The sequence below is a fragment of the Rhizobium subbaraonis genome, assembly GCF_900220975.1.
In the GTDB taxonomy this organism is placed as follows: Bacteria; Pseudomonadota; Alphaproteobacteria; order Rhizobiales; family Rhizobiaceae; genus Mycoplana; species Mycoplana subbaraonis.
Window position 1 is genome coordinate 105,197 of record NZ_OBQD01000002.1, and the last position, 25,640, is coordinate 130,836.

A 25,640-nucleotide genomic window follows, 5' to 3' on the forward strand; every position below is an offset into this window, starting at 1 on the left:
TTCTAGAGCATGCTCTAGCGCCCCAGCGAATTCCAGCCGCGCGCGGCATCGCCGAAGCCGATGCACCCGTCATCGGTCACGGCAACGGTGTCCTCCAGCTTGATGAAACCGAGATGCGGATGCTGCAGTGTCGTCTCGATGGACAGGACCATGCCGGCACGCAGCGGCCGATTGCGGTGGGCCGCCGGGTAGGGAATCGGGCCGTCATCGAGAAGGCGCGGTGCCTCGTGGGAAATCAGCCCCATGCCGTGCGCGACGAAACTCAGCTTTCCCTCGCATGGGCGCGACATGCGCCCGGCAACGGCCTCGAAGATCTCCGCGCCCATCGCACCCTGCCGGATCGGCCGGCGCGCAAGCTGTTGTATCTCCTCGATCGCGGCAAGCGCGTCTTCGAGCTCCGGCGAGGGTCGCCCCAATATGCCCATGCGGCAGAGATCGCCGATATAGCCACGATAATTTCCGCCGGAATCGAGCGACAGGATATCGCCCTCCCGGATCCGCTGGTCGGAGGGCGCGCGGTTCAGATCTTTGCCCGCCGTGATCAGGCAATATTCGAAGTTGAGTCCGCGCCGCACCTCCTCCTGCCGCAGGATTTCGACGACATCGCGCTTGGCAAGTCCGGGCTCGATACGCGCAAACGTGGCCAGCATCGAATCGACGACCCCCTCGGAGGCAATCCTGAGACACTCCAGTTCCGCAGGCGACTTGATCGCCCGCAATTCCTCCAGCACTTCGACGCAATCCGTAAGCCGCACGGCGGGCAAGCCGTCCTGCAGAGCCTTCATCGCATCCGCCGGGAGGAACCCTGCCTCGACGCCGATGGACGATAGTCCGATCCCGGCGGAGGTGACGTATTCCATCGCATAACGCATCGCATCGACCGATCCGCGCGCGCGCAGATCGAGATGGCTGGGCCAGAGACTTCCGAGATCCCGTTCATAGGCCTCATTGGGATTGCCGACATAGCCGGTGAACTCAGGATGGCCGCGCCGATAGATAAAGATGGGCAGGTAGCGGCTTAGACCCGTTGCATCCATGTAATCGAACATGAAGAAGCGGTAGCCGCCCAACAGGTGCTGCACATTGTGCTTGGATGTCACAAGGAGCAGATCGAGGCCCCGCTCCTCCATCAACCGATCGAGCAGGCCGGTATCAAACGGCGCGACACCGGAAGCACCATGTTCGGCTTTCATTCCAAATCCTCCTCCTGCGCCATGCAAGCAGTCTCGGCACACTCACCACACGGTCACCGGCCGATTGGCCGCGCCCCTCCCGCCCGGATGCCGCAAGCGATTGTTGACATACAGTACCTCAGCTTGCAAGTTGACGCTTCGTCGGAGGCAAGGGCGTGCGGCTGGAATGGGCGGCGACGCCCATGAAAAAGGGGAGGAGAAAGGAATGCAGGCGCTCGTCTATCTCGGGAAAGAAAACATGGAGTACCGGGAGCTCGACGACCCTCGCCCTGGTCCGGGTGAAGCGGTGGTGCGCGTGGCAGCCTGCGGCATCTGCGGTTCCGACATGCATGGTTATCACGGCTACGACCCGCGGCGCATACCGCCGATGATTATGGGGCACGAATTTGCCGGCGTGGTGGAAACCGGGCCGATGACGGGCAAGCGCGTCACGGTAAATCCGTTGCTGACCTGCGGCCGCTGCAACGCCTGTATCTCTGGTGCGCCGCAGCTTTGCGAGGAACAGCGCAATATAGGACTGCCTCCGCATGCGGGGGCTTTCGCCGACAAGGTGGTGGTCCGCGAAGCCAATCTGGTGCCGATCCCCGATGAGATGGATTTCGTTACCGCCGCACTCAGCGAACCGGTCGCGGTCGCCTACCACGCCGTCCGGATCGCAACTCGCCTGTCAGACCGCCCTCTTTCTGCTCGGCGCATCGCGGTTCTGGGTGGCGGCGCCATCGGGTTGGCCACGGCCCTTGTGGCCTTGTCCCAGGGAGCGCGGCAAGTTTTTCTGGGCGAGACGAACGCGAACAGACGAGCGACCGCACGCTCTGCAAATGGCGATATCGTCGCCTACGAGCCCGGCGGCGCGGACGAACCTGCCATCGCCAGCGTGGACCTTGTCTTTGACGCCGTAGGCGCGCAGGCCACGCGGGAGGCCGCCTTTCGCATGACGCGGCGCGGCGGCACCATCGTACATCTCGGCCTTTTGCCGGGTGGCGACGGCGTCGACGTTCGCCGCCTGACGCTCGCAGAAATCGCCTTCGTCGGATCCTACTGTTATTCCACGATCGATTTCCGCGAGACCGTGGCCCTGCTCGCATCCGGAGGTCTGGGCCCGTTGAACTGGGTCGAGACAAGGAAAATGTCCGATGGCGCAGCAGCGTTCGCCGCTCTCGATCGGGGGCTCGCAGATGCGGCAAAGCTCGTCCTGGTCAATTGACCTGCACCGTAAACAGGTCCTCCCCCTTATCGCTGCAAAGGAATGTCTGTAACGATTGGCCGTCCCAGCCGGTCATAGGAAATGACGCGTCCCATGAACGAACATGAGAGCCTGAAAGCCGACAGGAACATCAATCCGATGAAAATAAGTCCCATCAGGCCGCAGTCCCTTGCGGAAATTGTCGCCGATCGCTTGAAGGCCGCAATTCTTCGCCGGGAACTGGCGCTGGGCGAGGCGCTTTCGGAGGAAAAGATCGCGGCCGCCATGGAAGTCAGCCGCACGCCCGTGCGCGAAGCATTGACCATGCTGCAATTGCAGGGGCTCATCACCATCCTGCCGCGCCGAGGCAGCTTTGTCTTCAAGCCGGATCAGGCGACCTTGCATTCGCTGGTCGAGTATCGCCTCCAGCTCGAACTGCTGGCTGCGGACTGGGCGACGCAGCGGGCGCCGGAAGCCCTGCATTCGGCGCTTCGACAGGCGCTGGCGCTCATGGAAAAGGCGCGCGACGAAGACGATTCATTTGCCTATGCCACGGCGGACACGCAGTTCCATGAGGCATTCATCGCCCATTGCGGCAATCCGCTGGTCATTGAAGCCTACGGGATCGCCGCCGGCCGGCTGGCGGCGATCCGATCGCATCTTGCCGAACAACTGGGCCTGCACCGGCAAAAGACCCTGCAAGAACACCACCAGATCGCCCGCGCCGTTGAGGCAAGAGATGCCGATCAGCTGCGCCTTCTCCTGAAGCAGCATATAGAGGCGATGGAGCCCAACTACGCCAATGCGTTGGCCCTGTTGGACATGCGATCCGGCTGACGCCCGGCCGGCACCGGCCGGCCGGGCGTCGCTCAGCGACTGCGACAAGCGAAATATCTCGACTTGACGTTTCTATGCCACCCTGATGCACATATGCAGCCAGCGCACTGCAATCGAACACAAGGAACGAAAACATGGAATACCGCCTCCTCGGTCGTTCGGGCCTGAAGGTCTCGACCATCACGATGGGAACCATGACCTTTGGTGGCAAGGGTTGGGCAAAGACGGTTGGCGACCTCGGCGTCTCCGACGCCCGGCGACTGGTCGACATGTGCCTCGATGCAGGCGTCAATTTCATCGACACGGCGGATGTCTACTCCGAAGGCGCCTGCGAGGAAGTGTTGGGGGAAATCATCGGCGGTCCGCGCCGCAATGGCCTGCTCATCGCCACCAAGGCGCGCTTTGCGATGTCGCCGGATCCCAACGATGTCGGTTCCTCGCGCTACCATCTCATCCGTGCCTGCGAGGCAAGCCTGCGGCGATTGAAGACCGACGTCATCGACCTCTACCAGTTGCACGAATGGGACGGCGTCACCCCGCTTGAAGAAACGATGGAGGCACTGGATCAACTCGTCCGCCAGGGCAAGGTGCGTTATGTCGGCTGCTCCAACTTCTCCGGCTGGCACATCATGAAGGCGCTGGGGGTGAGCGACAGAGACCGGCGATCGCGCTTCGTAAGCCAGCAGATCCATTACACGCTCGAAGCGCGCGAAGCAGAATACGAGCTCCTTCCGATCTCCGTCGATCAGGGCCTCGGCGTCCTTGTCTGGAGCCCGATCGCCGGCGGCCTGCTCTCGGGCAAGCACCGCCGAAACCAGTCCGCGCCGGAAGGGACACGGCAGTTCGCCGGGTGGACGGAGCCGCCGATCCGGGACGAGGACCGCCTGTGGAACATCGTCGACACGCTGGTGGCAATCGGCAACGAGCGCAACGTCTCCGCGGCCCGCGTCGCACTATCTTGGCTGTTGGGCCGGCCGGGTGTCACCTCGGTCATCATCGGCGGGCGCACGCCCGAGCAGTTCAGCGACAATCTGGCAGCAGCCGAGCTGACCCTGTCGGATGAGGAGCGTGGTCGGCTTGATGCCGTCAGCGCGCCGCCCGTCCTGTACCCCTACTGGCACCAGCTCAATACCGCCAGCGACCGGTTGGGCGAGGCGGATCGGGTCCTCCTCGGTCCACACCTCAAGTAGAAGTGGGGGCTCTCGCGACGGAGTTCCTTGAAGCACGGGCGGCGTGATGCTCGGCAAGATACCGTCTGTCATCAAGCGTCGAGCATAGGATGGCGAGCACGACGCCGATAGCGGCGCCGAGGAGGGTGTCCAGCACGCGCTCGGGCACCATCCCCGGGCCTGCAGCGTGCGGTGCCGCCAGTTGGCTCATGAGCAAGGCCATCGGAGTGACGAAGATCTGGCCCAGCGCATAGTTGAAACCGATGACGATTTCGGTTGCGAATTGCAGGGCAGCAAGTAACGCGACGATCGTCCAGACAGACGGCTGCTGGACCAGAACCATCCATACGACGACGGCACCGATGATCGTGCCGGCCGTCCGTTGCAACGCGCGGTTCATGCTGATGTGCAGATGGGTTCCCTGGATGACGGCAACTGCCCCGATGGCTGCCCAAGCGGGATGAGCCGCACCCAGCGCATGCGCCGAAAGGGCTGCGACCGCTGCCCCGAGAGCAACACGGATGGCCGCGATGACCCGGTGAGCGACCGGCCGGCGCGGCTCGCCAACAAGGGAATTGCCCTCCTCCGGAAGCTTGCGCAGGGCTTCCGTCAATGCGCAGACGGCAAAGGCAATGAGGGCGACCGACGCAGTTGCAATCGCACGCTCGACGACAGCCGAGCCGGAAGCCACCGGCCCCATCGACGCGCCGGCAGCGAACACAAAGATGAGCGGGCCCGGCGGGCCGAACTGCCCGGACACACAGACGAAGGAAAACAGGCCGGAGCAAACGGCAAGCACCAGCAACTGGATGGCGGGAGATGCGCCGAGCCAGGTCGCCAGCGACATGACGACGACCGCGAAGGTCTGCCAGAACGCACAAAGAATAAGGACCCTGCCCCGGCTCGCGCGCGGCGCGAACCGACCGAACAGCGCGACGAGCGCTCCGAGCGAAGCAAAGCCGATCAGATGCGGCCAGGGCGAGAGAAGGACGATCGGCAGTGCGAGCGCCGCGGTCGCCGCCGCCTGGAAACCGGCCAGCGCTGCATTGCGCAGGGAAGGCTGCTGTGCCAGCCTCATGCTCTCGCGGACCTGATGCGTGTGGAGAACGTGCCGCGCTGCATCTACCCGGCGAGCCCTAGACACAGCAGATGACTCAGCTTCGGTGGCCAAAGATATTCTGGTGTTCATTCGGAAGCTTCTCTTCGGCGCCGCGTCTGTATGTCGGACAGCCGTTGTTCGATCTTGTCGAAGTGCTGGAGCATTTCGGCGATCTCGCTGTCGGAGATATCCGCCAGCATCTCCTCCTCGCCTTTGGCCAGCTCCCGCCGGATTTCGGCAACCCGTTCCTCGCCCTTCGCCGTGAGATAGATCAGCCGCGCACGACTGTCGTTATCATCGATGCGACGCTCGGCCAGTTCCTGCCTGCAGAGGATATCGAGCAGGCGCACGAGGCTGGAACCGTCAATTCCGACAAGCGCTGCCAGTTCCTTCTGCGAAACGCCGCCGCCGGTTTCCTGCAGGTGGATCAGAGGCGCCCAAGTGGCGTCCGAAAGACCCGATTCGGCAAGGCGTACATCAAGGGCCCGCCGCCAGCGGCGGGCAAGCAGTGAGAACCGTATCCCGAAGCGGGACCGCAGAGAGGGGTCATCTTTGATCATGAAAGCAGTGAAGCACAATTTAGTTTGATTTGCAATTCAAACTAAATTGCCGGCGGAGACTTTCGCGGCTACCGCTCTCGCGATCTTCGCAGCTATCGCCCCTGACATTTGCTTTGTGCTATCGGAGGACGAACAATGGACCGCCAGACCGTTCCGGCCGACGACGGTTGAGCGAGGCTGCCACTCCGGCAATTCTTGCCGGCGACGGCATGCCGCGGGGAACGCAGAGATCAGGGGAACGACCATGCATATGTTGCTTGTCATCATCGGGGGCGCCGCAATGCTCTGCGTCTTCGCTCTATTCGGAAAGCTCTGGGGCGGCGACGCCGTCGGAGCGGCAACCGCGGCGAAGATCTTCGTACCCGCATGGCTGGCCGTGTCCTTAACCAACATGTGGGTGGGCGTGACGAAAGCCGGATACACGGTCGCTCAGGAGTTGCCGATCCTGCTCGTGGTCTTCGCGGTTCCGGCAGCGCTTGCGGCGGCGCTGGCTTGGCAGCTGGAAAAGAACTGATCCATGGCGACGGAACCCCTTGCTCATGCCGCCGAAGCGGCCTCCCATCACGGCTTTGCTCTCGCACCCATCGTCATCCTGCTGGGGGCGGCCGTCATCGCTGTCCCGCTGTTCAAGCGCCTGGGGCTCGGCTCCGTGCTCGGCTATCTCGCCGCCGGACTGGTCATCGGTCCGTTCGGCATAGGGCTGTTTTCCGATCCACAATCGATCCTGCACGTCGCGGAACTCGGCGTCGTGATGTTTCTGTTTGTCATCGGCCTTGAGATGCAGCCATCGCGGCTGTGGTCGATGCGCGGAGAAATCTTCGGCCTTGGCCTCGCCCAGGTTGCCCTCTGCATCGGCTTGCTCACCTGCGTCGGCCTGGCACTTGGCTATCCGGTGGCACAGAGTTTCGTCGCGGGCACCGGTTTCGTGCTGACCTCGACCGCCATCGTCATGCAGATGCTCGAGGAGCGCCGGGCGATGGGCCTGCCCAAGGGACGCAGGATCGTAGCGATCCTGTTGCTGGAGGATCTCGCTATCGTGCCGCTGCTGGCGCTGGTCGCGTTCCTTGCACCCGGAGGGGCAGACGCCACGCTCGCCGACCGGATGACCGGCGTCGCGATCGGCCTTGCTTCCATCATCGGCCTGGTCCTTGCCGGGCGCTATCTTCTCGATCCGCTGTTTCGTCTTCTCGGCAAGGCGAAGGCGCGCGAGGTGATGACGGCAGCCGCGCTGTTCGTCGTGCTCGGCGCGGCGCTGGCCATGCAACTCGGCGGCCTCTCGATGGCGATGGGCGCCTTTCTGGCCGGCGTGCTTCTGTCGGAATCCTCGTTCCGGCATCAACTCGAGGCCGACGTGGAGCCCTTCCGCGGCATCCTGCTGGGCCTCTTCTTCCTGGGTGTCGGGATGTCGCTCGACCTCGCGACCATCGCCGCCAACTGGCACCTGATCGCCATTGCCGTCGTGGCCTACATGGCATTGAAGATATTCGGCATCTATACGGTTGCCCGCCTCTTCAGAGCCGGCAGGCGGGAGGCGATCGAGCGTGCGGTGCTGATGGCCCAGGGGGGCGAGTTCGCCTTCGTGCTCTATGCCGCCGCCACCGCGGTGGGGATCATCGACAGGCAGGCCAACGCCATGCTGACCGCGACGATCATCGTCTCCATGGCGCTTACCCCCATCATGATGATCCTGCATGATCGCCTCGTCCCTAAAACCCGACCGTCGATGGAGGGGGTCGAAACCGCCGACGGCCTCTCGGCAAGCGTGCTTCTGATCGGCTTCGGCCGTTTTGGCCAGATCGTCAGCCAGCCGCTTCTCTCCAACGGCTGCTCGATCTCGATCATCGAAACGGACACGGACGCGATCCGCAATGCGCGCGACTTCGGCTTCAAGGTCCACTACGGCGACGGCTCCCGCCTCGACATCCTCCACGCGGCCGGAGCGCATGACGCACGCATGGTCATCATCGCCGTCAATGATCGGGCGCTGAGCCTGAAGATCGCCGAACTTCTTCGTTCAGAATTTCCCATGGTTCCGGTGCTCGCGCGGTCCTTTGACCGCGAGCACGCCATGGAACTCATCCAGGCCGGCGTGGAATGGCAGATCCGCGAAACCTTCGAATCCGCCCTGGCGCTGGGAGAGAAGGCGCTTGCGGTGATGGATGTCGACGACGCGGAGCGGCAGCGCGTTATGGAGGACGTTCGCCGCCGCGACAGCGAACGCCTCGCCATCGAAACAGCCGAGGGCATCTATGCCGGGCGCGACCTGATCCACGGAAACGCCCCACAGAAGAAGGTGCCGGCAGGCCCCGGGAGCGCGTAGTCCCGGCGCGGCGATTTCCAGCGGATGATCTGAGGGGAACCAGCGGCTCCCCTTCAATGCTATACAGCGTCGAGAATGCGGCGTTGCAGATCGACGGCCTGCGGATCGGCCAGTTCCTGGCGCGGGCGATCGAGATCGATGTCGATGTCGAGCGCAATTGCCCCCTCGCGCAAGACGACCACACGGTCGGCCAAGGCGACGGCTTCGGCGACGTCGTGGGTGATCAGGACCGTCGTAAAGCCACGCTGGGCCCAGATGCGCTCGAGCAGGCGGTGCATTTCGATGCGCGTCAATGCGTCAAGCGCACCGAAGGGCTCGTCGAGCAACAGGATCTGCGGCCGACTGACAAGCGCGCGGGCGAGCGCCACGCGTTGACGCTGGCCGCCGGACAGGACACTCGGCCAATCCTGCTCGCGACCTCCCAGCCCGACATCCGCAAGGGTAAGCTGCGCCGTCTCCCGCCAGTTCGAACCGCGCGCGATGCCGACATTTTCGACGACGCGCTGCCAGGGCACCAGCCGTGCTTCCTGAAAGAGCAGGCGGACGGCGGGATGGAGGCGCTCGACCGTCTCTCCCGCGATGGAGACGCGACCGCCGCTCGCCGCATCGAGGCCGGCGATCAGCCGCATCAGCGTCGACTTGCCGCCCCCGGAGCGCCCATCGACCGCGAAAAACTGTCCTGTGGGAACTTCCAGGGTTGAAGCTGCTGAGAACGCTGAGCTTGCCGAAGGATTTTTCGACACGGTTGAGCGAGATCGGCAGTCCGCCGTTCCCTTCCTGTTGATCGGGCAGCGTGGAAATTTCAGCGAGGCTCACCGTCTTGCTCCTGTATCTGCCTGGTAGGCGGGGTGCCAGACGAGCATGCGCTTCTCGATCGCGCGGGTGGCCACGTCAGCGGCCTTGCCGAGCAGCGCATAGACGATGATGCCCAGCAGCACAACATCAGTCTGCAGGAACTCCCGCGCGTTCATCGTCATGTAGCCGATGCCGCTGGTGGCGAAAATCGTCTCAGCAGCGATGAGCGTCAGCCACATGAAGCCGAGCGCGTAACGAAGTCCGACGAGGATCGGGGGAAGCGCACCCGGCAGGATGATGCGCCGGATCAAAGCCTTGCGGTCCAGCCCGAAGACGGAAGCCATTTCAACGAGTTGCGGATCGATGGTGCGCACGCCGTGGAAGGTGTTGATGTAGATCGGGAAGAACACGCCGATCGCAACGAGGAAGATCTTCGCCGTCTCGTCAATCCCGAACCACAGGATCACCAGCGGGATCAGCGCAAGATGCGGAATGTTCCGCACCATCTGCAGCGTTTCTATTGTAACTATAGAAAATCGAGAACGCGCTTTTCAACCTCTCTGCGATGATTAGATTTTTCTCCTAGAAATCAGTGGGAAATGCCCGCCACAGCAGAATCCTGTGCTTTTCTGCGCCTGCAGAGAATGCGCGCCCGACGCCTTTACCGTTCTCGTCATTCCCACGAAGGCACCGCGACCATGCACTGCGCGCAGCGCATTCATTCTGCCGACGCTCAGCTTGACTCCACTTTTATCGCCACCGCCGAAATTGCCGATCGCCTCTCGTGCGCATTTCGTTTTCCTGCTATGCGCCCAGCCATCACCCAAGGAGGAGGACCACCGGTGAAGCTGGGCATAGATTCCTACACGTTCCATCGTTATTTCGGCGAGACCTACGCCGGTCTCGAGACGGACCCCGGCAGCCGTTGGACGGTGTGGGACTTTCTCGACCGCGCCAGCAGCCTCGGCGTCGAGGCCGTCTCGCTCGAATCGTGCTTTCTGCCGGTCGGCGACAAGGATCTCACCGGCGAGATCCGCCGCCGCCTCGATCTTCTGGGACTGGAGCGGGTCTGGGCTTGGGGACATCCGCGCGGCTTTCACTCCGGCAAGACGCCGCAGGCGCTCGAAGGCGCGCTCGCCAGCCTTGCGGATGCGGACGCAGTCGGGGCGAAGGCCATGCGCATCTGCGCCGGCGGACGCGGCACAAGGCCCGCAAGCTGGGCCGAACACAAGGCGAGCCTGCTCCCGCCGCTGATGCAACTGCTGCGGGCCGCAGAGGCGCGGAAGATCGTCCTCGCCGTTGAAAACCACATCGACCTTCTGACCGACGAGATCGTCGACCTCGTCGAGACGATCGGTTCGCCCTATTTCGGCATCTGCCTCGATACCGCGAACAATCTGCGCATGCACGAGAACCCGAAGGATGCCATCCGTCGCATGGCCCCCTATGCACGCGCCACGCACATCAAGGATATCATGGCGCGCGGCGGCGATCCCGACACGATCGCCTTCTGGCCCAGTGTTCCGGTCGGCGAAGGCCTGATCGACATGTCTTTTGCTCTCACGGCACTGCGAGGGGCGGGCTATGACGGCGTGCTCGCAATCGAGATCGACTATTTGGCACCAGGCTACGGCGACGAGGCCGCGGCGCTGGAAAAAAGCTTAAGCTATGTCAGGTACTTGCTCGCCGGCAACGCCGCGGGCGATTAACCTGATGTTATGAGGAATGCCAATTTAGTAAGGGAAATTCATCCATCGAGCCGATAGGCTGGACCAATCGGACACTGCGGAGGAGCGCGCTGGCCCGGTTCACGGGAGACAAGTCACGGCCGAGCACCAGGCCGGCTTGCGCGGCAGCCGCAAACGACATGACGAAACGAACTGCAACTCACTTTCGGCCCGGCACGCAAAGACGATGCCGCCGCCCGAGAATCCGCGAATGGGAGGACACATGACCCGCAAGACACTTCTGGCTCTGACGACCGCGTTGATGACGACCATCGGCATCGCCCACGCCGAAGAAACCGTGAAGATCGGCATCGTCGCCGAGCTCTCCGGCGCCGGCGCCCCCTCCGGCACGAACTGGAACGAAGGTGCCCTGCTCGCCGTAGAAGAAATCAACGCCCAGGGCGGCATTCTCGGCAAGCCGATCGAGGTCACCAGCTACGACACCCAGACCGACCCGCAGATCTCGCGCGCCCTGGTCCAGAAGGCGATCGACGCGGAAGCCTACGTGATCTGGGGCACGATCTATTCCGGCTCCACCGTGGTCAACATGCTCGTCGCCAAGCAGAACGGCGTGCCGCAGTTCACGGGATCGGAAGCGCCCGCGATCGTGGAGAAGGGCAATCCCTACATCTTCCGCACGTCGATGGGCGCTCAGAAGGGCATTCCGGGCCTGACCAAGTACTTCTCCGACACGCTGAAGGTGAAGAAGATCGGCATCGCCTGGGTCAACAACGAGTTCGGCAAGGGCGGCCACGACGTCTTCCTGAAGGAGATGGAGAACGCCGGCATTGAAGTGGTCATCGACGTACCCTCCGAACAGGCACAGACCGACTACGGTGCCGACATCGCCAAGCTGAAGGCCTCCGGCGCGGAAGCCGTCTTCGTCTACATGAACCAGGAGGAATCCGCCCGCTTCCTCGTCGAGGCGCGCAAGCAGGCGCTGCCGATGCCGCTGGTGGGCGAAACCACGCTGAACGACCAGAAGGTGATCGACCTCGCAGGGGCGGCCGCCGACGGCGCCATAGCCCGTGTCAATCTGCCCGTGACCGCACCGGAAATCGCAGCCGTCGCGCAGAAATTCGAGGCAAAGTATGGCCACAAGCCGATTCAGGACGCGATCAAGGGCTATATCGCGGCGTGGACGACCAAGTACGTCACCGAAATGGTCGGCAGCTTCGACCGCGAAGCCTTCGTGCAGAAGATGCATGGCCTGTGCCTGGAAGCGAAGGACTATCCGAACATCCTGCTCGACACCTGCTGGGACGAGCGCGGCGAAATGTCCCGTCCGAGCTTCATGGTCGAGGTGAAGGACGGTCAGTCCGTCGTCGTTTCCACGGTCCCAGCCCTCTGAGCCGCCGTCGTCGCCCCGCCCGGCCTTGCCGCCGGGCTCGGGGCGATGAGGAAAGCGACGTTTTCGAATGGCGCAAATGATGAACTACCAGGTGCTCGACGCGGAAGCGAGCCGGCTCGGCGAGTGCCCGATCTGGTGCGAACGAACCGCGCGCCTGTGGTGGGTCGACGTGCTGACGCCGACCCTCTGGAGCTACGATCCGGCAACAGGAGAATGCCGCCGCCACCCGGTCACCGCCCGCCGCATCGGCTCGATCGGGCTCCGCGAAACTGGCGGATTGCTGCTTGCCTGCGACAACGGGCTGTTCGCCTACGCACCGGAATCGGGCACTCAGGAATTCCTCTGCGATCCGGAGCCGGGAAAGGCCGGGCATCGCAAGAATGACGGGAGGGCTGATCCGGCCGGCAATTTCTGGGTCGGAACATTGCGGGAGGCGGACTACGCCCCGGTCGGTGCGCTCTATCGCGTCGGGGTCGATCGGAACGCGATAGCAGAAGCCGAAAACCTCGCCATCCCGAACGGGCTGGCCTTCGACCCCGTGCGCAAGCGGATGTATTTCTGCGATACGCGCGCCTATGAGATCTGGGCCTGCGACTACGACGCCGAGACCGGCCAGCGCGGACGAGCGCGCAGCTTCGCCAGGACTGTTGCCCCCGCCCGCCCCGACGGAAGCTGCATCGATGCCGACGGGCATCTCTGGAACGCGGAATATGCCGGCGGCCGACTCTTGCGGTTTGCGCCATCCGGCGAGGTCTCCATGGCCATCGACCTGCCGGTGACCTATCCGACTTGCTGCTGTTTCGGCGGCAGCGACTTCGATGAACTCTATGTGACCTCGGCCGCCGAACCGCTGACAAATCCTGAACGGGCCGCGCAACCGCTCGCCGGCAAGGTGCTGGTGTTCCAGCCGGGTGTAAGGGGCAGGCCGGAACACCGCGTCCGGTTCTGACGTCCGGACTTCGCGTTCTTCATTCACGAAACGAAGATGCCGTGCACGCCCTCAGATCCGCACGGCGGGAGCCGCGTCCGAGGCCACCGAGCGGATAGCCTGGATCAGCAGCGTCAGCGGCAGGGAAGGCAGCGTATCGGCGCGCGTCGTCAGGCCGACCGGGCCGCGCGTATCCGTCGTCTCCATCGGCAGGGCCGCCAGCACACCATCAGCGATATCGGCGGCCACGACGCCTTCGGAGATGATCCAGACCGCATCGCTGATGCGCAGGAAGGCGCGCCCGAACGCATCCGAGACGGTCTCGATCTGCGTCGGCAGCGCCGGCACGCCGTTGGCGATCAGGTACTGCTCGACGATCGGGCGGATCACCGAATTGCGCGTCGGCAGCAGGACCGGGAAATCGCGCAACCGGTCGAACACGGATACGCCCGTTGCCAGCAGCGGGTGACCGACCCGCACGACGAAGCGGACCTGTTCGGAATAGAGATGCTCGAAAACGAGGCCGGTCATCTTTTCCGGGGATGCAAGGCGGCCAACGACGAGATCGAGTTCTCCGACACGCAGTTGCTCGATCAGAACCGCGTTCTCGCCGGTGACGATCTTGACCGGGCTGCCGGTGCGCTCCGCCAGAAAGTGAGTCATCGCCTTGGGCATGATGCGAACGGAGACGGTCGGCAATGCGCCGATGCGGACCGGAGGCGCGGAGCGGGCCATCTCGTAGGAAACCGAATCGACCGCCTGGCGAAGCGCCGTCAGTGTCGCCGCCGCGTGTCGCAGGAACACCTCGCCATGGCTGCTGGTTCGGATCCCCCGCCCGTCCCGCTCGAACAGGACGATGCCGAGGATCTCCTCCAGTTCACGGATGGTCTTCGTTACCGCCGGCTGGCTGACACGCAGCGTGGCCGCCGCCCCGTTGACGCTCTTCTGGCGCGCCACCTCCACAAAACTCTGCAGATGGCGAAATTTGATGCGGGGATCGACCGGGAGAACCATAACCTACAGGTTATCTCTAGAGGAGAAAAACTCATTTTACTTAACCGGATCATCATTGCAATATGGCTTTCAAGAGGAGATTGACCGATGAGATTTCTGAAGGTCGGCGACGCGGCGATCCACTATCGCGCGATCGGCATCGGCGAAGGCAAGCCCGTCATCGCCTTCATCAATTCGCTGGGCACGGATTTCCGCATCTGGGAACCGGTCATGGCGGCGCTGGGCGACGGCTACGCATACGTGCTGCACGACAAGCGCGGCCACGGCCTGTCGGACATCGGCAAACCGCCCTATGCGATCGAGACCCATGCCGACGACCTGATAGCGCTGCTCGACCATCTCAAGGTCGGAAACGCAGTGATCTGGGGGCTTTCCGTCGGCGGCCTCATCGCGCAGGCCGTCCATGCGAAACGGGACGATCTTGTCCGGGCGCTGGTTCTCTCCAACACCGCCCACAAGATCGGATCGCCCGACATGTGGAACGACCGGATTGCTGCCATCCTGAAGGATGGTCTCGGCGGCATGATCGATCCCATCATGGAGCGCTGGTTCACGCCGTCCTTCCGCGGAGCGGACAATGCCGTCTACGCCGGATGCCGCAACATGCTCGGCAGGCAGCCGGTCGAGGGATATTGCGGCACCTGCGCTGCGATTCGCGATGCGGACTACACCGATGCCGTCGCAAGAATCGCGGTGCCGACGCTCTGCGTCGTCGGCGACCAGGACGGCTCCACCCCGCCCCCCCTGGTGCGATCGCTGGCCGATCTCGTGCCCGACAGCCGTTTTGCGGTGATCGAGGGCTGCGGCCACATCCCCTGCATCGAACAGCCCGCAGCCTACGCTGCAGCTGTCGGGGCCTTCCTGAAAACCTTGCCGGAGTCCTGAGCCATGAACCAACCCGCAGCGCTAAGCGAACGCTATGCCAAAGGCATGGAGACGCGCCGCTCCGTTCTGGGCGATGCCCATGTGGACCGGGCCAGCGCGCAGGCGACGGCCTTCGACCAGCCGTTCCAGACGCTGATCACGGAATCGGCATGGGGCACCGTCTGGTCGGGCACACAGTGGACCAAGCGTGAACGATCCATCGTCACGATCGCCCTTCTGGCGGCACTCGGCCAGGACGACGAAGTGGCCATGCATGTGCGGGCGACCGCCAACACCGGCGCGACCGAGGAAGACATCCGCGAGGCGCTGATGCATGTGGCGATCTATGCCGGCGTACCGGCGGCCAATCATGCCTTCAAGATCGCAAAGCTTGCGCTGGCTGAACTGCGCGCCAATAATTCCCAGGAGGAGAACAAGGGATGAGCAATCGACCGCCCGAGACTGGGCCATTTTTCGCCCGCGACCGCGAAATGCAGCCCCCGGCCTTTACGCCCTGGTACAAGACGACGGTGCTGCGGTCGCCGCAGCGCGCGCTGATTTCCCTGGAAGGCACGAAGAGCGAGATCACCGGCCCGGTCTTCGGCCACGGCATGCTCAATCCGCTGGATAACGACCTCATCCTCAACTATGCCCGCCCGGGCGAAATGCCGATCGGACCGCGCATTCTCGTGCACGGCCGCGTGCTCGACGAAAGCGGGCGTGGCGTCGACGGGGCGCTGGTCGAATTCTGGCAGGCCAATGCCGGCGGCCGCTACCGCCACAAGAAGGAAACCTATCTTGCCGCGGTCGATCCGAATTTTGGCGGCGTCGGCCGCACCATCACAGACGAGAACGGCTACTATTGGTTCAAGACCATCCAGCCGGGTCCCTATCCCTGGCCGAACGGTGTCAACGACTGGCGTCCGGCACACATTCACTTCTCGATCTTCGGCCACGGCTTCCAGCAACGGCTGATCACGCAGATGTATTTCGAGGGCGACCCGCTGATCTGGAAGTGTCCGATCGTGAAAACGATCCCCGACGAAGACGCCATCCGCCAACTGATAGCACCGCTCGACATGAACGCCACCATTCCGATGGACATGCGCGCCTACAAGTTCGACATCGTCCTCAGGGGCCGTCGCTCCACCTTCTTCGAGAACCGTCCGGAGGGCAACTGACATGGTTCAACCGCTTGGCTACCTCAAGGAAAGCGCCTCGCAGACCGCAGGTCCCTACGTGCACATCGGCTGCACGCCGAATTTCGTCGGCATTCACGGTGTCTTCGAGAAGGACCTGGGCTCCGGCGCCCTCTACAACGAGCAGACGCGCGGCCAGCGCATTACCATTCGAGGGACCGTCTACGACGGCGGCGGAAACGCCCTGAAGGACGCCCTGGTGGAGATCTGGCAGGCCGACGATGCCGGCTTCTACAACAGCCCGAGCGAAACGCGCGGCGCTGCCGACCCGAACTTTGTCGGCTGGGGCCGTTCGCCGGGCGACATGGACACCGGCGAATTCGTCTTCGAGACGATCAAGCCCGGCCGCGTGCCTTTCAAGAACGGCCGCTGGATGGCCCCGCACGTGACCTTCTGGATCGTTGCGCGCGGTATCAACATCGGGCTTCACACGCGGATGTATTTTCCCGAGGAGGAAACGGCAAACGCAGAAGATCCCATTCTCGCGCGCATCGAACACAAGGTCCGCGTCCCCACGCTGATCGCCAAGAAGGAAGGCGACAACACCTATCGCTTCGACATTCGCCTTCAGGGCGAGGGCGAAACGGTGTTCTTCGACATCTGAAACGATCATGAGCCTTACCCCCTTCGAGCATCCCTTCCTGTCCGGCCTTCTGGGCGACGACGAGATTTCGTCGCTCTTTTCGGCGGAAGCCGACATCGATGCGATGATCCGTTTCGAAACCGCGCTGGCCGAAGCAGAGGCGGACTGCGGCATCATCGCAAAGGATGACGCGACGGCCATTGTCGAGGGGCTGTCCGGCTTCGCGCCGGACATCGCGGCGCTGAAGACCGGCGTCTCCAAGGACGGGGTCGTCATCCCGGAACTCGTTCGGCAGATGCGTCAGGCAGTCGCCGCTCCCGCACGGGAGAAGGTGCATTTCGGCGCCACGAGCCAGGACGCGATCGACACGAGCCTTGTCCTGCGCCTGAAAGCGGCAACGGATATCCTTGCAACAAGACTGGCGGCGACAGTCGCCGGTCTCACGACGCTTTCGCAACGCGACGGGCAGCGGCCGCTCATGGGCTATACCCGCATGCAGGCGGCCATTCCGATCACCGCCTGCGACCGGATCTGCGCCTGGCGCGCTCCACTGGAGCGGACAGCGGCACGACTTGCCCATTTCGCCGCGCACGGTTTCGCCGTCCAGTTCGGTGGCGCTGCGGGTACGCTGGAAAAGCTTGGGGACCGCGGGCCTGCCGTGCGCGCCGCGCTGGCCACGCGGCTCGGCCTTGTCGACCGGTTGCAGTGGCACAGCCAGCGCGACACACTCGCCGAATTCGCAGGCCTCCTCTCGCTGGTCACCGGCAGCCTCGGCAAATTCGGGCAGGACGTGGCCTTGCTTGCGGAGATGGGCAGCGAGATCCGGATCTCCGGCGGCGGCGGCTCATCGGCGATGCCGCACAAGCAGAACCCCGTCTCGGCGGAGCTTCTCGTGACGCTCGCGCGTTTCAATGCGGCGCAGCTTGCAGCGATGCACCAGGCGGTGGTGCACGAACAGGAACGCTCGGGCGCCGCCTGGACGCTGGAATGGCTCGTCCTTCCGCAGATGACAGCTGCCACCGGCGTTGCCCTGTTGACTTCGCTGAGATTGCTCGGCCAAATCGAAGTACTGGGAAAAAGCGAGTAGTTTCCGCAGGATCGCGGCCAAATGCGAAAGCTGGCATCAGGAGGAGAGAGACTGTGCGGACTTCGATAGCGACGGTATCCATCAGCGGAGAATTCCCGGACAAGATGGCAGCCATTGCCAAGGCCGGTTTCAGCGGTGTCGAGATCTTCGAGAACGATTTCCTGACCTATGACGCCTCGCCGCGCGAAGTGGCGCAGATGGCGCGGGACTTTGGGCTGGAGATTACGCTTTTCCAGCCGTTTCGGGATTTCGAAGGCATGCCGGAGCCGCACCGCGCCCGCGCCTTCGAGCGCGCGCAGCGCAAGTTCGACATCATGGGAGAACTCGGCACCGATCTGATGCTGATCTGCTCGAACGTGTCTCCGATTTCGCTCGGCGGGATCGATCGCGCGGCGGCCGATTTCCATGAACTGGGTGACCTGGCAGCCAAACACGGCGTGCGCGTCGGCTATGAGGCGCTGGCCTGGGGCCGCCACATCAACGACCACCGCGACGCGTGGGAAATCGTCCGCCGCGCCGATCATCGAAATGTCGGCCTGATCCTCGATTCCTTCCATACGCTTTCGCGCAAGATAGACGTCAATTCCATCCGCTCCATTCCGGGCGACAAGATTTTCATCGTCCAGTTGGCGGATGCACCGCTGATCGACATGGATCTGCTCTATTGGAGCCGCCATTTCCGCAACATGCCCGGCGAGGGCGATCTGCCGGTCGTCGATTTCATGCGTGCCGTCGCCGCAACCGGCTATGACGGTCCGCTTTCACTCGAGATATTCAACGACCAGTTCCGTGGCGGTTCCGCCCGCGCGCTCGCCGAAGACGGCCATCGCTCGCTGGTCTACGTGATGGATCAGGTCCGGCGCCTCGAACCGGATATCCGCATCGACGTGCCGCCGATGCCCGATCGCATCCAGGCCACCGGCGTATCCTTCGTCGAGTTCACGACGGCGGAGGCGGAAAAGGACAATCTGGTGACCTTGCTCAAGTCACTCGGCTTCCGCAAGACAGCCCGCCACCGCAACCGCAATGTCGATCTCTACACGCAGGCGGACATCCGCATCGTCGTGAATTCCGACGATTCCGGCGACAGCTTCGCCGGATCCTCGTATTTCGTGCATGGTACGAATGCCTATGCCTACGGCATGAAGGTGGAAAACGCGCAGGATGCGCTGGCCCGCGCCGCAGCGCTCGATGCTCCTGTCTTCTCCGAGCCGCGCCGCGCCGGTGAGACCAGCGTTCCGGCGATCCAGGGCGTCGGCAACGGCGTCATCTATTTCCTCGACGACACGCCGGCACTCGCTTCGATATGGGACACCGAATTCACACCCGTTGACGATCCGGGCGAGGGGGACGCCGGACTGAAGCGGATCGATCATCTCGCCCAGACGACCCACTACGACGAGATGCTGACCTGGCTTCTTTTCTATACCTCGATTTTCGAGACGCGCCGGACGCCCATGGTCGACGTCGTCGATCCGGGTGGGCTGGTCCGCAGCCAGGCCATCGAAAGCCTTTCGGCAAACGGCTTTCGCCTGACGATGAACGGCGCCGACAGCCGCAAGACCTTTGCCGGCAAGTTCCTCGCGGAGGGCTTCGGCTCCAGCATCCAGCACATCGCCTTCACCACCGACGACATTTTTGCCACCGCAGGCGCGCTGGCAGCGCTGGATTTTCATGCCCTGCCGATCTCGCGCAACTACTACGACGACCTTGAAGCGCGTTTTGGTCTGGAACCGTCCTTCTCCGACGCTCTTCGGGAGGCAAGCATCCTCTATGACCGCGACGACAACGGCGAATACTTCCAGATCTATAGCCGCACCTTCGGCGAGGGCTTCTTCTTCGAAATCGTCGAGCGGCGCGGCGCCTATAACGGCTACGGCGCGATGAACGCCCCGTTCCGCATCGCCGCGCAGAGAAGATTGCTCCGGCCGGAGGGCATGCCGAAGCGATAGCGCGCGATGAGGGAACTGACACTCAGGCAGATCGAAGTCATCAGGGCGGTGATGATCGCCGGCACCATCCAGGGTGCCGCGGATCTCCTGAATGTGTCCGCGCCCGGCATCAGCAGGCTCCTAAAGCACGCGGAGGGCGGGCTCGGCGTCCGCCTGTTCGAGCGCAAGGCAGGCATTTTCGTTCCGGCGGCGGAGGCGCAGACGATTTTCGAGATGCTCAATCTCGTCTATCGCCAGATGGAGAGCCTGAATGCGGCAGTCTCTTCGCTCCAGAAGGGACACGATTTTGCGCTCTCCATCGCTTCGGCCCCGTCGATCGCCAATTTCGTCGCCGTGCGCGTCATTCGAACCATCCGCCAGCGCTTCCCGGATCTCAGGGTGGAACTCAACATCCTGAAGATCGAGGAGACACTGGACTACCTGCTGCTGGAGCACGGCGAAGTCGTCATCATGAGTTCGCCGGTCGACAACCCCGCGGTGCGCAACAAGCCCCTGGCGCGCGGTCGTCTGCTGGCGATCGTGCCGGAAGGCCACCCGCTGGCGGCACTCGAAAAGGTCTCCGTCCATGACCTCGCGCGCTATCCCTTCATCGGCGTCGACCCCGGCGATCCCTATGGCAGCACGCTCGCTCAGCCATTCAGGGATGCCGGCATTGATCTGCGTCACACGGTCAGAGGGCGCTTCTCGCAAACCATCCTCGGTCTCGTGCAGCAGGGGCTGGGGGTGGCGCTGGTCGACGAATTCTCGGTCGGAACCGCCAACATTCCCGGCATCGTACGCCGCCCGCTGCAGGAGCCGGCGATGATTACCCCCTATGCCATCCACAAGCGCGGCCGCCAGTTGTCGAGTTTCGCCGAGTTTACGATCAAGTGCTTCCAGAACGAGCTCGCCGCTGCGACAGCGCGGCAGATCTGGGATCCGGCTGGACCTCCGGGATAGGAAGAACCAGAGGTTGCCGGAGGCAGGCTCTGCGGCAGCCTCGCGCCGTCTCTCCCAAGCGAAGAATGCGCTTGACCTTGACATCATGGGAAGGTGCACGATCTATCGAAAGAAAGGAGCGTGCACCATGCTCACGTTCAAGGAACCCGATGCGGTTCACACGATCAAGCTGTCCATTGAAGACATGACCTGCGCTTCGTGCGTCCGGCGCGTGGAAAAGGCGATCCAGAAGGTACCGGGCGTTTCCGGCGCCTCCGTCAATCTTGCGACCGAGAGCGCCGAGGTGAGGTTCGACGGCATGCCTGACGCCGCGGCTGTGGCCGAGGCCGTGCGGGATGCCGGATATGGCGTCGACGAGGAAACGCTCGAGTTCCCGGTCGAGGGAATGACATGCGCATCCTGCATCGGGCGGGTCGAGAAAGCCCTGCAGGCAGTCCCAGGCGTCATCGACGCCACCGCCAACCTTGCCAGCGAACGGGCGCGGGTCCGCCATCTGCGCGGTGCCGTGACGTTCGACGCGTTGGCGGCAGCGATCGAGACGACCGGCTATCGCGCCGTCCGGCAAGACCGTCGCGAGGAGGGACCATCCGACGAGGAGCGGCGCGAAAGCGAAATCGGCGCCCTGCGGCGCTCGCTCGTCATCGCCGCCGTGCTGACGGCGCCCCTTTTCGTCATGGAGATGGGCGCGCACGCCATTCCCGCGTTCGGCCACTACATCCACGAAACGATCGGCATGCAGACGAGCCGGATCATCCAGTTCGTGCTGGCGACGATCGTGCTGGCGGGGCCGGGGGCGCGCTTTTTCCGCAAGGGCATTCCCAGCCTTCTGCGCGGCACACCGGACATGAACGCACTCGTCGTCATCGGAACCGCCGCAGCCTGGATCTTCTCCACCGTCGCCACCTTCGCGCCTGGCCTGCTGCCGGGCGGCACGGCCGACGTCTACTTCGAGGCGGCCGCCGTCATCGTCACCCTGATCCTTGCCGGGCGCTATCTCGAAGCCCGCGCCAAGGGGCGGACCGGCGAGGCAATCCGGCACCTTGCCGGTCTGCGCGCAGCCTCCGCGCGCGTCGTCAAGAACGGCGCAGGGGTGGATGTGCCGCTTGAAGCGGTCGTGCCCGGCGATATCGTGCTGGTCCGCCCCGGAGAGCGGGTGCCCGTGGATGGCGAGGTGACGGAGGGCAGTTCCTTCGTCGACGAGTCCATGATAACCGGCGAACCGATGCCGGTCGAGCGCAAGCCAGCCGACACCGTAACCGGCGGAACGATGAACACGACCGGCTCCTTTTCCTTCCGCGCCACACGCGTCGGCATGGACACGGTGCTGTCGCAGATCATCCGCATGGTGGAGGACGCACAGGCCGCCAAGCTGCCGATCCAGGCGCTGGTCGATCGCGTGACCCAATGGTTCGTGCCGGCCATCATCGCCATAGCCCTCGTCACCTTCGGCATCTGGTTGGCTTTCGGCCCGAGCCCTGCGCTGGCGCACGCACTCGTGGCCGCCGTCGCAGTCCTCATCATCGCCTGCCCGTGCGCCATGGGGCTTGCGACCCCGACCTCGATCATCACCGGAACAGGACGGGCCGCCGAACTCGGCGTGCTTTTCCGACAGGGAATGGCGCTGCAGACGTTGGAGGCGACGGAGGTCGTCGCCGTCGACAAGACCGGCACACTGACGCTCGGCCGCCCGAGCCTGACCGAGATCATCCCGGCCGAAGGTTTCGGCCGAAGCGAGGCGCTGTCGCTCGTGGCCGCAGCCGAAGTCCGCTCGGAGCACCCGATCGCGCTTGCAATCCACGAGGCCGCGACGGCGGAGGGATTGGAAATCCCGCAGGCGGAAGCGTTCCGGGCGACGTCCGGGCAGGGCATTTCCGCAATGGTCTCGGGACGCAAGGTCGAAGTCGGTTCCGCCGGCTTCATGTCGACGCTCGGGATCGATCCGGCCACGTTCAGGGATAAGGCGGAGCGGCGTGCTGCAAGCGGCGCTTCGCCCCTTTACGCTGCGATCGACGGCAGGCTCGCCGCGCTCCTCACCGTGACAGATCCCATCAAGCCAACGACGAAGGAGGCCATCGCGCAACTCAAGGCGCTCGGTATCGAGGTCGCGATGATCACCGGCGACAATCGCCGCACCGCGGAGGCCGTTGCCGCGACGCTCGGGATCGACAAGGTGATGGCGGAGGTGCTCCCGGACGGCAAGGTCGACGCGGTGAAGGCACTTTCGGCAGGCGGCAGGAAGGTCGCCTTCGTCGGCGACGGAATAAACGACGCGCCGGCGCTCGCGATCGCCGATACAGGGATTGCCATCGGCACGGGGACCGACGTTGCGATTGAAAGCGCCGACATCGTGCTGATGGCCGGCGACATGCGTGGCGTCGCAACCGCGATTTCGGTTTCCCGCGCGACCATGCGCAACATTCGCCAGAATCTCTTCTGGGCATTCGGCTACAACGTCGCGCTGATCCCCGTGGCGGCGGGCGCGCTTTACCCTGCGTTCGGGATCCTATTGTCTCCGGCCATCGCCGCCGGCGCCATGGCGCTCTCCAGCGTCTTCGTCGTCAGCAATGCCCTCAGGTTGAAGCGGTTGCACCCTTCCCGGGCCTATGCGGATCGGGAGAGCCGGGCATGAACATCGGCGAAGCGGCCAGCGCCAGCGGCGTGACGGCGAAGATGATCCGCCACTACGAATCGATCGGCCTGATCGCGGAAGCGGGTCGAACCGGCTCGGGCTACCGCACCTACGGGCCGAAAGATCTCGCCACCCTCAGCTTCATCCGCAGGGCACGCGATCTCGGTTTCTCGATTGCGCAGATCCGCGACCTGCTGGCGTTGTGGCAGGATCGCGACCGTGCATCCGCCGACGTCAAGCGTATCGCCGCCGGACACATAAAAGAACTTACCGCCAAGATGCGGCAGTTGCAGGAGATGGTCATGACGCTGCAGCACCTCTCCTCCCATTGCCAGGGCAACGACCGGCCGGACTGCCCCATCCTGGAGCGGCTGGCGAGCGGGACGGGCGATGATGGCGGGGCATGCTGCGAATAGCCCGCACCGAGATTTGCGATCCCTCGCGCTGACCGCGCGTGGCGGGCCGTTCCGAAATATGACGGAGACAAGTAGGAGGCGAAGAATCCGCCCTTCCGTGACACGTTCGCAAGACCGTTTCCCACGCGCCCTCGTCAATCAAATTGAGTTGAGTTCCGGTGTCGGTCCTTCGACCGTAGACTGCCGCCGGCCTGAAACGAGGAAGCCGGATTTGCGCTACCATCTCCTATCGATTGCCGTCATCGCCGCTCTTGCCGCTGCACCGCTCGGCGGTGCGATGGCGCAACAGCCTGCACGGCATCAATCCGGCTCCGTCCTGCTGGACCTGCTGCCGGGCGATGCCGTTACAGACCACGTGCTGCGCCGCGCGTCGGGGGACCTGCCCTACACCGCGACCGCCGGGACGTTGGAGATGCGCGGACCGGACGGCAAGGTCAGCGCAAAGATCTTCTATACCGCCTACACCGCAAAGGATGCGCCCGCTGGACGGCCGGTCACTTTCGCCTTCAACGGCGGACCGGGCGCGGCCTCCGCCTATCTTCACCTGGGCCTCGTGGGGCCACGCATCGTCGAATTCCGCGGCGCACAGGGAAAGGTGGCCCTGGACGGAACGCGGCCGTCGCTGTCTGACAACCCGGACAGCTGGCTCGACTTCACCGATCTCGTGCTGATCGACCCGGCCGGGACGGGCTGGAGCCGGGTGGCCGACAAGGATTCCGAGGCCGCCTACTACGGCGTCCGCGCCGATGCGGAAAGCCTTGCCAAATTCATCGCGCTCTATGTTCAGAAGACAGGCCGTTCCGCCGCACCGAAATATCTGCTCGGCGAAAGTTATGGGGGCTTTCGCGCCGCCAAGGTTGCGACCGCGCTGAAGGACAGCCAGGGCGTCCTCGTCTCCGGCATCCTGATGCTTTCGCCGATGATCGAAAGTCGCTACATTTTCGGGACCGGCGATCCTGTCGGCGCCGCCCTGCAGCTTCCTTCGCTGGCGGCAGCGGAGATGGAGCGCAAGGGCGCCTTCTCCGCGGATGGACTCCGGGAAGTGGAGCGGTTCGCGATGCGCGACTACCTGGTCGCGCTCGCCGGCGCCGCGCCGAGCGGCGATGAAGCCGACCGCCTCTATGCCCGCATCGCCGGGATGACGGGGATCGGCAAGGACGCGGTGGCACGCGCCCGCGGCTTCGTCGGCGATATCTATACGAAGGATATCGAAGGCGCCCCGGACAAGATCGCGAGCCACTACGATGCTGCCTATGTCGCGGACGACCCCTATCCTGAAACATCGGAAGACCGCGGGGCCGACCCGATCCTCGACGGCTATACGCGTGCTTACGGCGGTGCTTTTGCGGCCTATGCCCGTGACGAACTGAAGTTCTCCACCGAAATGACCTACCGCCTGCTGGACAAGGACGTGAACCGCCGCTGGGACTGGAACGGCGCCCGCTCCAATGTCAGCGCGGCGCGGGATCTTCGCGAGCTTCTTTCGACAATCCCGTCCATGCGCGTACTGGTTGCACATGGCTACAGCGACGCCATCACGCCCTATGGCGTCAGCCGCTATGTCGTCGACCACCTTCCGCCGTCGCTCGCAGAAGGTCGCGTCGGGCTCAAGCTCTATCGCGGCGGTCACATGTTCTACACCGACCCCGGCGAACGGAAGGCCTTTACCGATGAGGTGCGGGCCTTTTATGCCGGCACAGACAAGGGTTGAGTTGGCAAGGCGTCACGGTCGTCGCCACAGAACAGGCGCCCAAGCGCTGCATCCCTCTCCTATCCCCGGAAGGGTATTGCGCTT

23 protein-coding genes and 1 pseudogene are annotated in these 25,640 nt (G+C 63.9%); 18 read left to right on the top strand and 6 right to left on the bottom strand.

Annotated features, from left to right (window positions below):
* Positions 1–14: 14 nt before the first annotated feature.
* The gene (locus tag CRO48_RS02855) at positions 15–1,193 is read right to left on the bottom strand and encodes a M24 family metallopeptidase (protein ID WP_097136228.1); all 1,179 of its coding nucleotides are present in this window, start codon (positions 1,191–1,193) and stop codon (positions 15–17) included.
* 166 nt (positions 1,194–1,359) lie between these two features.
* Here CRO48_RS02855 and CRO48_RS02860 point away from each other — a divergent pair, with 166 nt between their 5' ends.
* The 3 genes from CRO48_RS02860 (at position 1,360) to CRO48_RS02870 (ending at position 4,403) form a co-directional block, all read left to right on the top strand.
* A complete protein-coding gene (locus CRO48_RS02860) occupies positions 1,360–2,397 on the top strand; it encodes a zinc-dependent alcohol dehydrogenase (RefSeq protein ID WP_245423401.1) in 1,038 nt (345 codons plus the stop codon).
* Positions 2,398–2,490: 93 nt separating this feature from the next.
* On the top strand, positions 2,491–3,213 hold the full coding sequence (locus tag CRO48_RS02865) for a GntR family transcriptional regulator (protein ID WP_176526638.1): 723 nt from the start codon (positions 2,491–2,493) through the stop codon (positions 3,211–3,213).
* 134 nt (positions 3,214–3,347) lie between these two features.
* A complete protein-coding gene (locus CRO48_RS02870) occupies positions 3,348–4,403 on the top strand; it encodes an aldo/keto reductase (RefSeq protein ID WP_097136232.1) in 1,056 nt (351 codons plus the stop codon).
* Here CRO48_RS02870 and CRO48_RS02875 read toward each other — a convergent pair.
* On the bottom strand, positions 4,396–5,460 hold the full coding sequence (locus CRO48_RS02875) for an FUSC family protein (RefSeq protein WP_245423402.1): 1,065 nt from the start codon (positions 5,458–5,460) through the stop codon (positions 4,396–4,398). The two genes, CRO48_RS02870 and CRO48_RS02875, sit on opposite strands and share 8 nt — an antisense overlap.
* A 107-nt stretch (positions 5,461–5,567) precedes the next feature.
* A complete protein-coding gene (locus CRO48_RS02880; protein ID WP_097136234.1) occupies positions 5,568–6,041 on the bottom strand; it encodes a MarR family winged helix-turn-helix transcriptional regulator in 474 nt (157 codons plus the stop codon).
* A 244-nt stretch (positions 6,042–6,285) separates the two neighbouring features.
* On the opposite strand from CRO48_RS02880, the gene CRO48_RS02885 reads away from it, so the two are divergent.
* Both CRO48_RS02885 and CRO48_RS02890 read left to right on the top strand, forming a co-directional pair.
* A complete protein-coding gene (locus CRO48_RS02885) occupies positions 6,286–6,555 on the top strand; it encodes a hypothetical protein (protein ID WP_097136235.1) in 270 nt (89 codons plus the stop codon).
* A 3-nt stretch (positions 6,556–6,558) separates the two neighbouring features.
* Entirely contained in the window at positions 6,559–8,361 is a 1,803-nt protein-coding gene (locus tag CRO48_RS02890) for a monovalent cation:proton antiporter-2 (CPA2) family protein (protein ID WP_097136236.1), read from the top strand.
* 59 nt (positions 8,362–8,420) lie between these two features.
* On the opposite strand, the gene CRO48_RS02895 is transcribed toward CRO48_RS02890, so the two are convergent.
* Positions 8,421–9,104 (bottom strand): ABC transporter ATP-binding protein, encoded by a 684-nt coding sequence (locus tag CRO48_RS02895; RefSeq protein WP_342588231.1) that lies wholly within the window; start codon positions 9,102–9,104, stop codon positions 8,421–8,423.
* 69 nt (positions 9,105–9,173) lie between these two features.
* Positions 9,174–9,683: pseudogene (locus CRO48_RS02900) on the bottom strand (ABC transporter permease subunit); the annotation flags it as partial.
* Between the two features lie 315 nt (positions 9,684–9,998).
* On the opposite strand from CRO48_RS02900, the gene CRO48_RS02905 reads away from it, so the two are divergent.
* The 3 genes from CRO48_RS02905 (at position 9,999) to CRO48_RS02915 (ending at position 13,183) form a co-directional block, all read left to right on the top strand.
* Positions 9,999–10,865 (top strand): sugar phosphate isomerase/epimerase family protein, encoded by an 867-nt coding sequence (locus CRO48_RS02905; RefSeq protein ID WP_097136239.1) that lies wholly within the window; start codon positions 9,999–10,001, stop codon positions 10,863–10,865.
* Between the two features lie 241 nt (positions 10,866–11,106).
* A complete protein-coding gene (locus tag CRO48_RS02910; RefSeq protein ID WP_097136240.1) occupies positions 11,107–12,234 on the top strand; it encodes an ABC transporter substrate-binding protein in 1,128 nt (375 codons plus the stop codon).
* Between the two features lie 67 nt (positions 12,235–12,301).
* On the top strand, positions 12,302–13,183 hold the full coding sequence (locus CRO48_RS02915) for an SMP-30/gluconolactonase/LRE family protein (protein WP_097136241.1): 882 nt from the start codon (positions 12,302–12,304) through the stop codon (positions 13,181–13,183).
* Positions 13,184–13,234: 51 nt separating this feature from the next.
* Here the strand turns inward: CRO48_RS02915 and pcaQ are convergent, their stop codons facing one another.
* Complete coding sequence (pcaQ, locus tag CRO48_RS02920) at positions 13,235–14,176, bottom strand: pca operon transcription factor PcaQ (protein WP_097136242.1); 942 nt, start codon at positions 14,174–14,176, stop codon at positions 13,235–13,237.
* A gap of 87 nt (positions 14,177–14,263) precedes the next feature.
* Here pcaQ and pcaD point away from each other — a divergent pair, with 87 nt between their 5' ends.
* The 10 genes from pcaD to CRO48_RS02970 all read left to right on the top strand — a co-directional run bounded on the left by pcaD (position 14,264) and on the right by CRO48_RS02970 (position 25,556).
* Positions 14,264–15,061: a 3-oxoadipate enol-lactonase gene (pcaD, locus tag CRO48_RS02925; RefSeq protein WP_097136243.1), complete on the top strand. Its 798-nt coding sequence runs from the start codon at positions 14,264–14,266 to the stop codon at positions 15,059–15,061.
* Positions 15,062–15,064: 3 nt separating this feature from the next.
* Positions 15,065–15,484, top strand: a complete 420-nt coding sequence (gene pcaC, locus CRO48_RS02930; protein ID WP_097136244.1) for a 4-carboxymuconolactone decarboxylase — start codon at positions 15,065–15,067, stop codon at positions 15,482–15,484.
* Entirely contained in the window at positions 15,481–16,221 is a 741-nt protein-coding gene (pcaH, locus tag CRO48_RS02935) for a protocatechuate 3,4-dioxygenase subunit beta (RefSeq protein WP_097136246.1), read from the top strand. The genes pcaC and pcaH overlap by 4 nt, the downstream gene beginning before the upstream one ends.
* A 1-nt stretch (position 16,222) precedes the next feature.
* On the top strand, positions 16,223–16,843 hold the full coding sequence (gene pcaG, locus CRO48_RS02940) for a protocatechuate 3,4-dioxygenase subunit alpha (RefSeq protein WP_097136247.1): 621 nt from the start codon (positions 16,223–16,225) through the stop codon (positions 16,841–16,843).
* Positions 16,844–16,850: 7 nt separating this feature from the next.
* Positions 16,851–17,909, top strand: a complete 1,059-nt coding sequence (locus CRO48_RS02945; protein ID WP_097136248.1) for a 3-carboxy-cis,cis-muconate cycloisomerase — start codon at positions 16,851–16,853, stop codon at positions 17,907–17,909.
* Positions 17,910–17,962: 53 nt separating this feature from the next.
* On the top strand, positions 17,963–19,861 hold the full coding sequence (locus CRO48_RS02950) for a bifunctional sugar phosphate isomerase/epimerase/4-hydroxyphenylpyruvate dioxygenase family protein (protein ID WP_097136249.1): 1,899 nt from the start codon (positions 17,963–17,965) through the stop codon (positions 19,859–19,861).
* A 6-nt stretch (positions 19,862–19,867) separates the two neighbouring features.
* A complete protein-coding gene (locus CRO48_RS02955) occupies positions 19,868–20,800 on the top strand; it encodes a LysR family transcriptional regulator (protein WP_097136250.1) in 933 nt (310 codons plus the stop codon).
* A 127-nt stretch (positions 20,801–20,927) separates the two neighbouring features.
* Complete coding sequence (locus CRO48_RS02960) at positions 20,928–23,429, top strand: heavy metal translocating P-type ATPase (protein WP_097136719.1); 2,502 nt, start codon at positions 20,928–20,930, stop codon at positions 23,427–23,429.
* On the top strand, positions 23,426–23,845 hold the full coding sequence (gene cueR, locus CRO48_RS02965) for a Cu(I)-responsive transcriptional regulator (RefSeq protein WP_097136251.1): 420 nt from the start codon (positions 23,426–23,428) through the stop codon (positions 23,843–23,845). Before CRO48_RS02960 ends, cueR begins: the two co-directional genes overlap by 4 nt.
* Positions 23,846–24,056: 211 nt before the next feature.
* Complete coding sequence (locus CRO48_RS02970) at positions 24,057–25,556, top strand: S10 family peptidase (RefSeq protein WP_407071884.1); 1,500 nt, start codon at positions 24,057–24,059, stop codon at positions 25,554–25,556.
* Positions 25,557–25,640: the final 84 nt, after the last annotated feature.

Bases quoted from the DNA above. Each gene is read 5' to 3' on its own strand.
- CRO48_RS02870 (WP_097136232.1), top strand. From the start codon at position 3,348: ATGGAATACCGCCTCCTCGGTCGTTCGGGCCTGAAGGTCTCGACCATC.
- CRO48_RS02955 (WP_097136250.1), top strand. From the start codon at position 19,868: ATGAGGGAACTGACACTCAGGCAGATCGAAGTCATCAGGGCGGTGATG.
- pcaD (WP_097136243.1), top strand. From the start codon at position 14,264: ATGAGATTTCTGAAGGTCGGCGACGCGGCGATCCACTATCGCGCGATC.
- CRO48_RS02865 (WP_176526638.1), top strand. From the start codon at position 2,491: ATGAACGAACATGAGAGCCTGAAAGCCGACAGGAACATCAATCCGATG.
- pcaH (WP_097136246.1), top strand. From the start codon at position 15,481: ATGAGCAATCGACCGCCCGAGACTGGGCCATTTTTCGCCCGCGACCGC.
- pcaC (WP_097136244.1), top strand. From the start codon at position 15,065: ATGAACCAACCCGCAGCGCTAAGCGAACGCTATGCCAAAGGCATGGAG.
- CRO48_RS02915 (WP_097136241.1), top strand. From the start codon at position 12,302: ATGGCGCAAATGATGAACTACCAGGTGCTCGACGCGGAAGCGAGCCGG.
- pcaG (WP_097136247.1), top strand. From the start codon at position 16,223: ATGGTTCAACCGCTTGGCTACCTCAAGGAAAGCGCCTCGCAGACCGCA.
- CRO48_RS02960 (WP_097136719.1), top strand. From the start codon at position 20,928: ATGCTCACGTTCAAGGAACCCGATGCGGTTCACACGATCAAGCTGTCC.
- CRO48_RS02875 (WP_245423402.1), bottom strand. From the start codon at position 5,460: ATGAGGCTGGCACAGCAGCCTTCCCTGCGCAATGCAGCGCTGGCCGGT.
- CRO48_RS02910 (WP_097136240.1), top strand. From the start codon at position 11,107: ATGACCCGCAAGACACTTCTGGCTCTGACGACCGCGTTGATGACGACC.
- CRO48_RS02855 (WP_097136228.1), bottom strand. From the start codon at position 1,193: ATGAAAGCCGAACATGGTGCTTCCGGTGTCGCGCCGTTTGATACCGGC.
- CRO48_RS02885 (WP_097136235.1), top strand. From the start codon at position 6,286: ATGCATATGTTGCTTGTCATCATCGGGGGCGCCGCAATGCTCTGCGTC.
- CRO48_RS02880 (WP_097136234.1), bottom strand. From the start codon at position 6,041: ATGATCAAAGATGACCCCTCTCTGCGGTCCCGCTTCGGGATACGGTTC.
- cueR (WP_097136251.1), top strand. From the start codon at position 23,426: ATGAACATCGGCGAAGCGGCCAGCGCCAGCGGCGTGACGGCGAAGATG.
- pcaQ (WP_097136242.1), bottom strand. From the start codon at position 14,176: ATGGTTCTCCCGGTCGATCCCCGCATCAAATTTCGCCATCTGCAGAGT.
- CRO48_RS02860 (WP_245423401.1), top strand. From the start codon at position 1,360: ATGGGCGGCGACGCCCATGAAAAAGGGGAGGAGAAAGGAATGCAGGCG.
- CRO48_RS02890 (WP_097136236.1), top strand. From the start codon at position 6,559: ATGGCGACGGAACCCCTTGCTCATGCCGCCGAAGCGGCCTCCCATCAC.
- CRO48_RS02945 (WP_097136248.1), top strand. From the start codon at position 16,851: ATGAGCCTTACCCCCTTCGAGCATCCCTTCCTGTCCGGCCTTCTGGGC.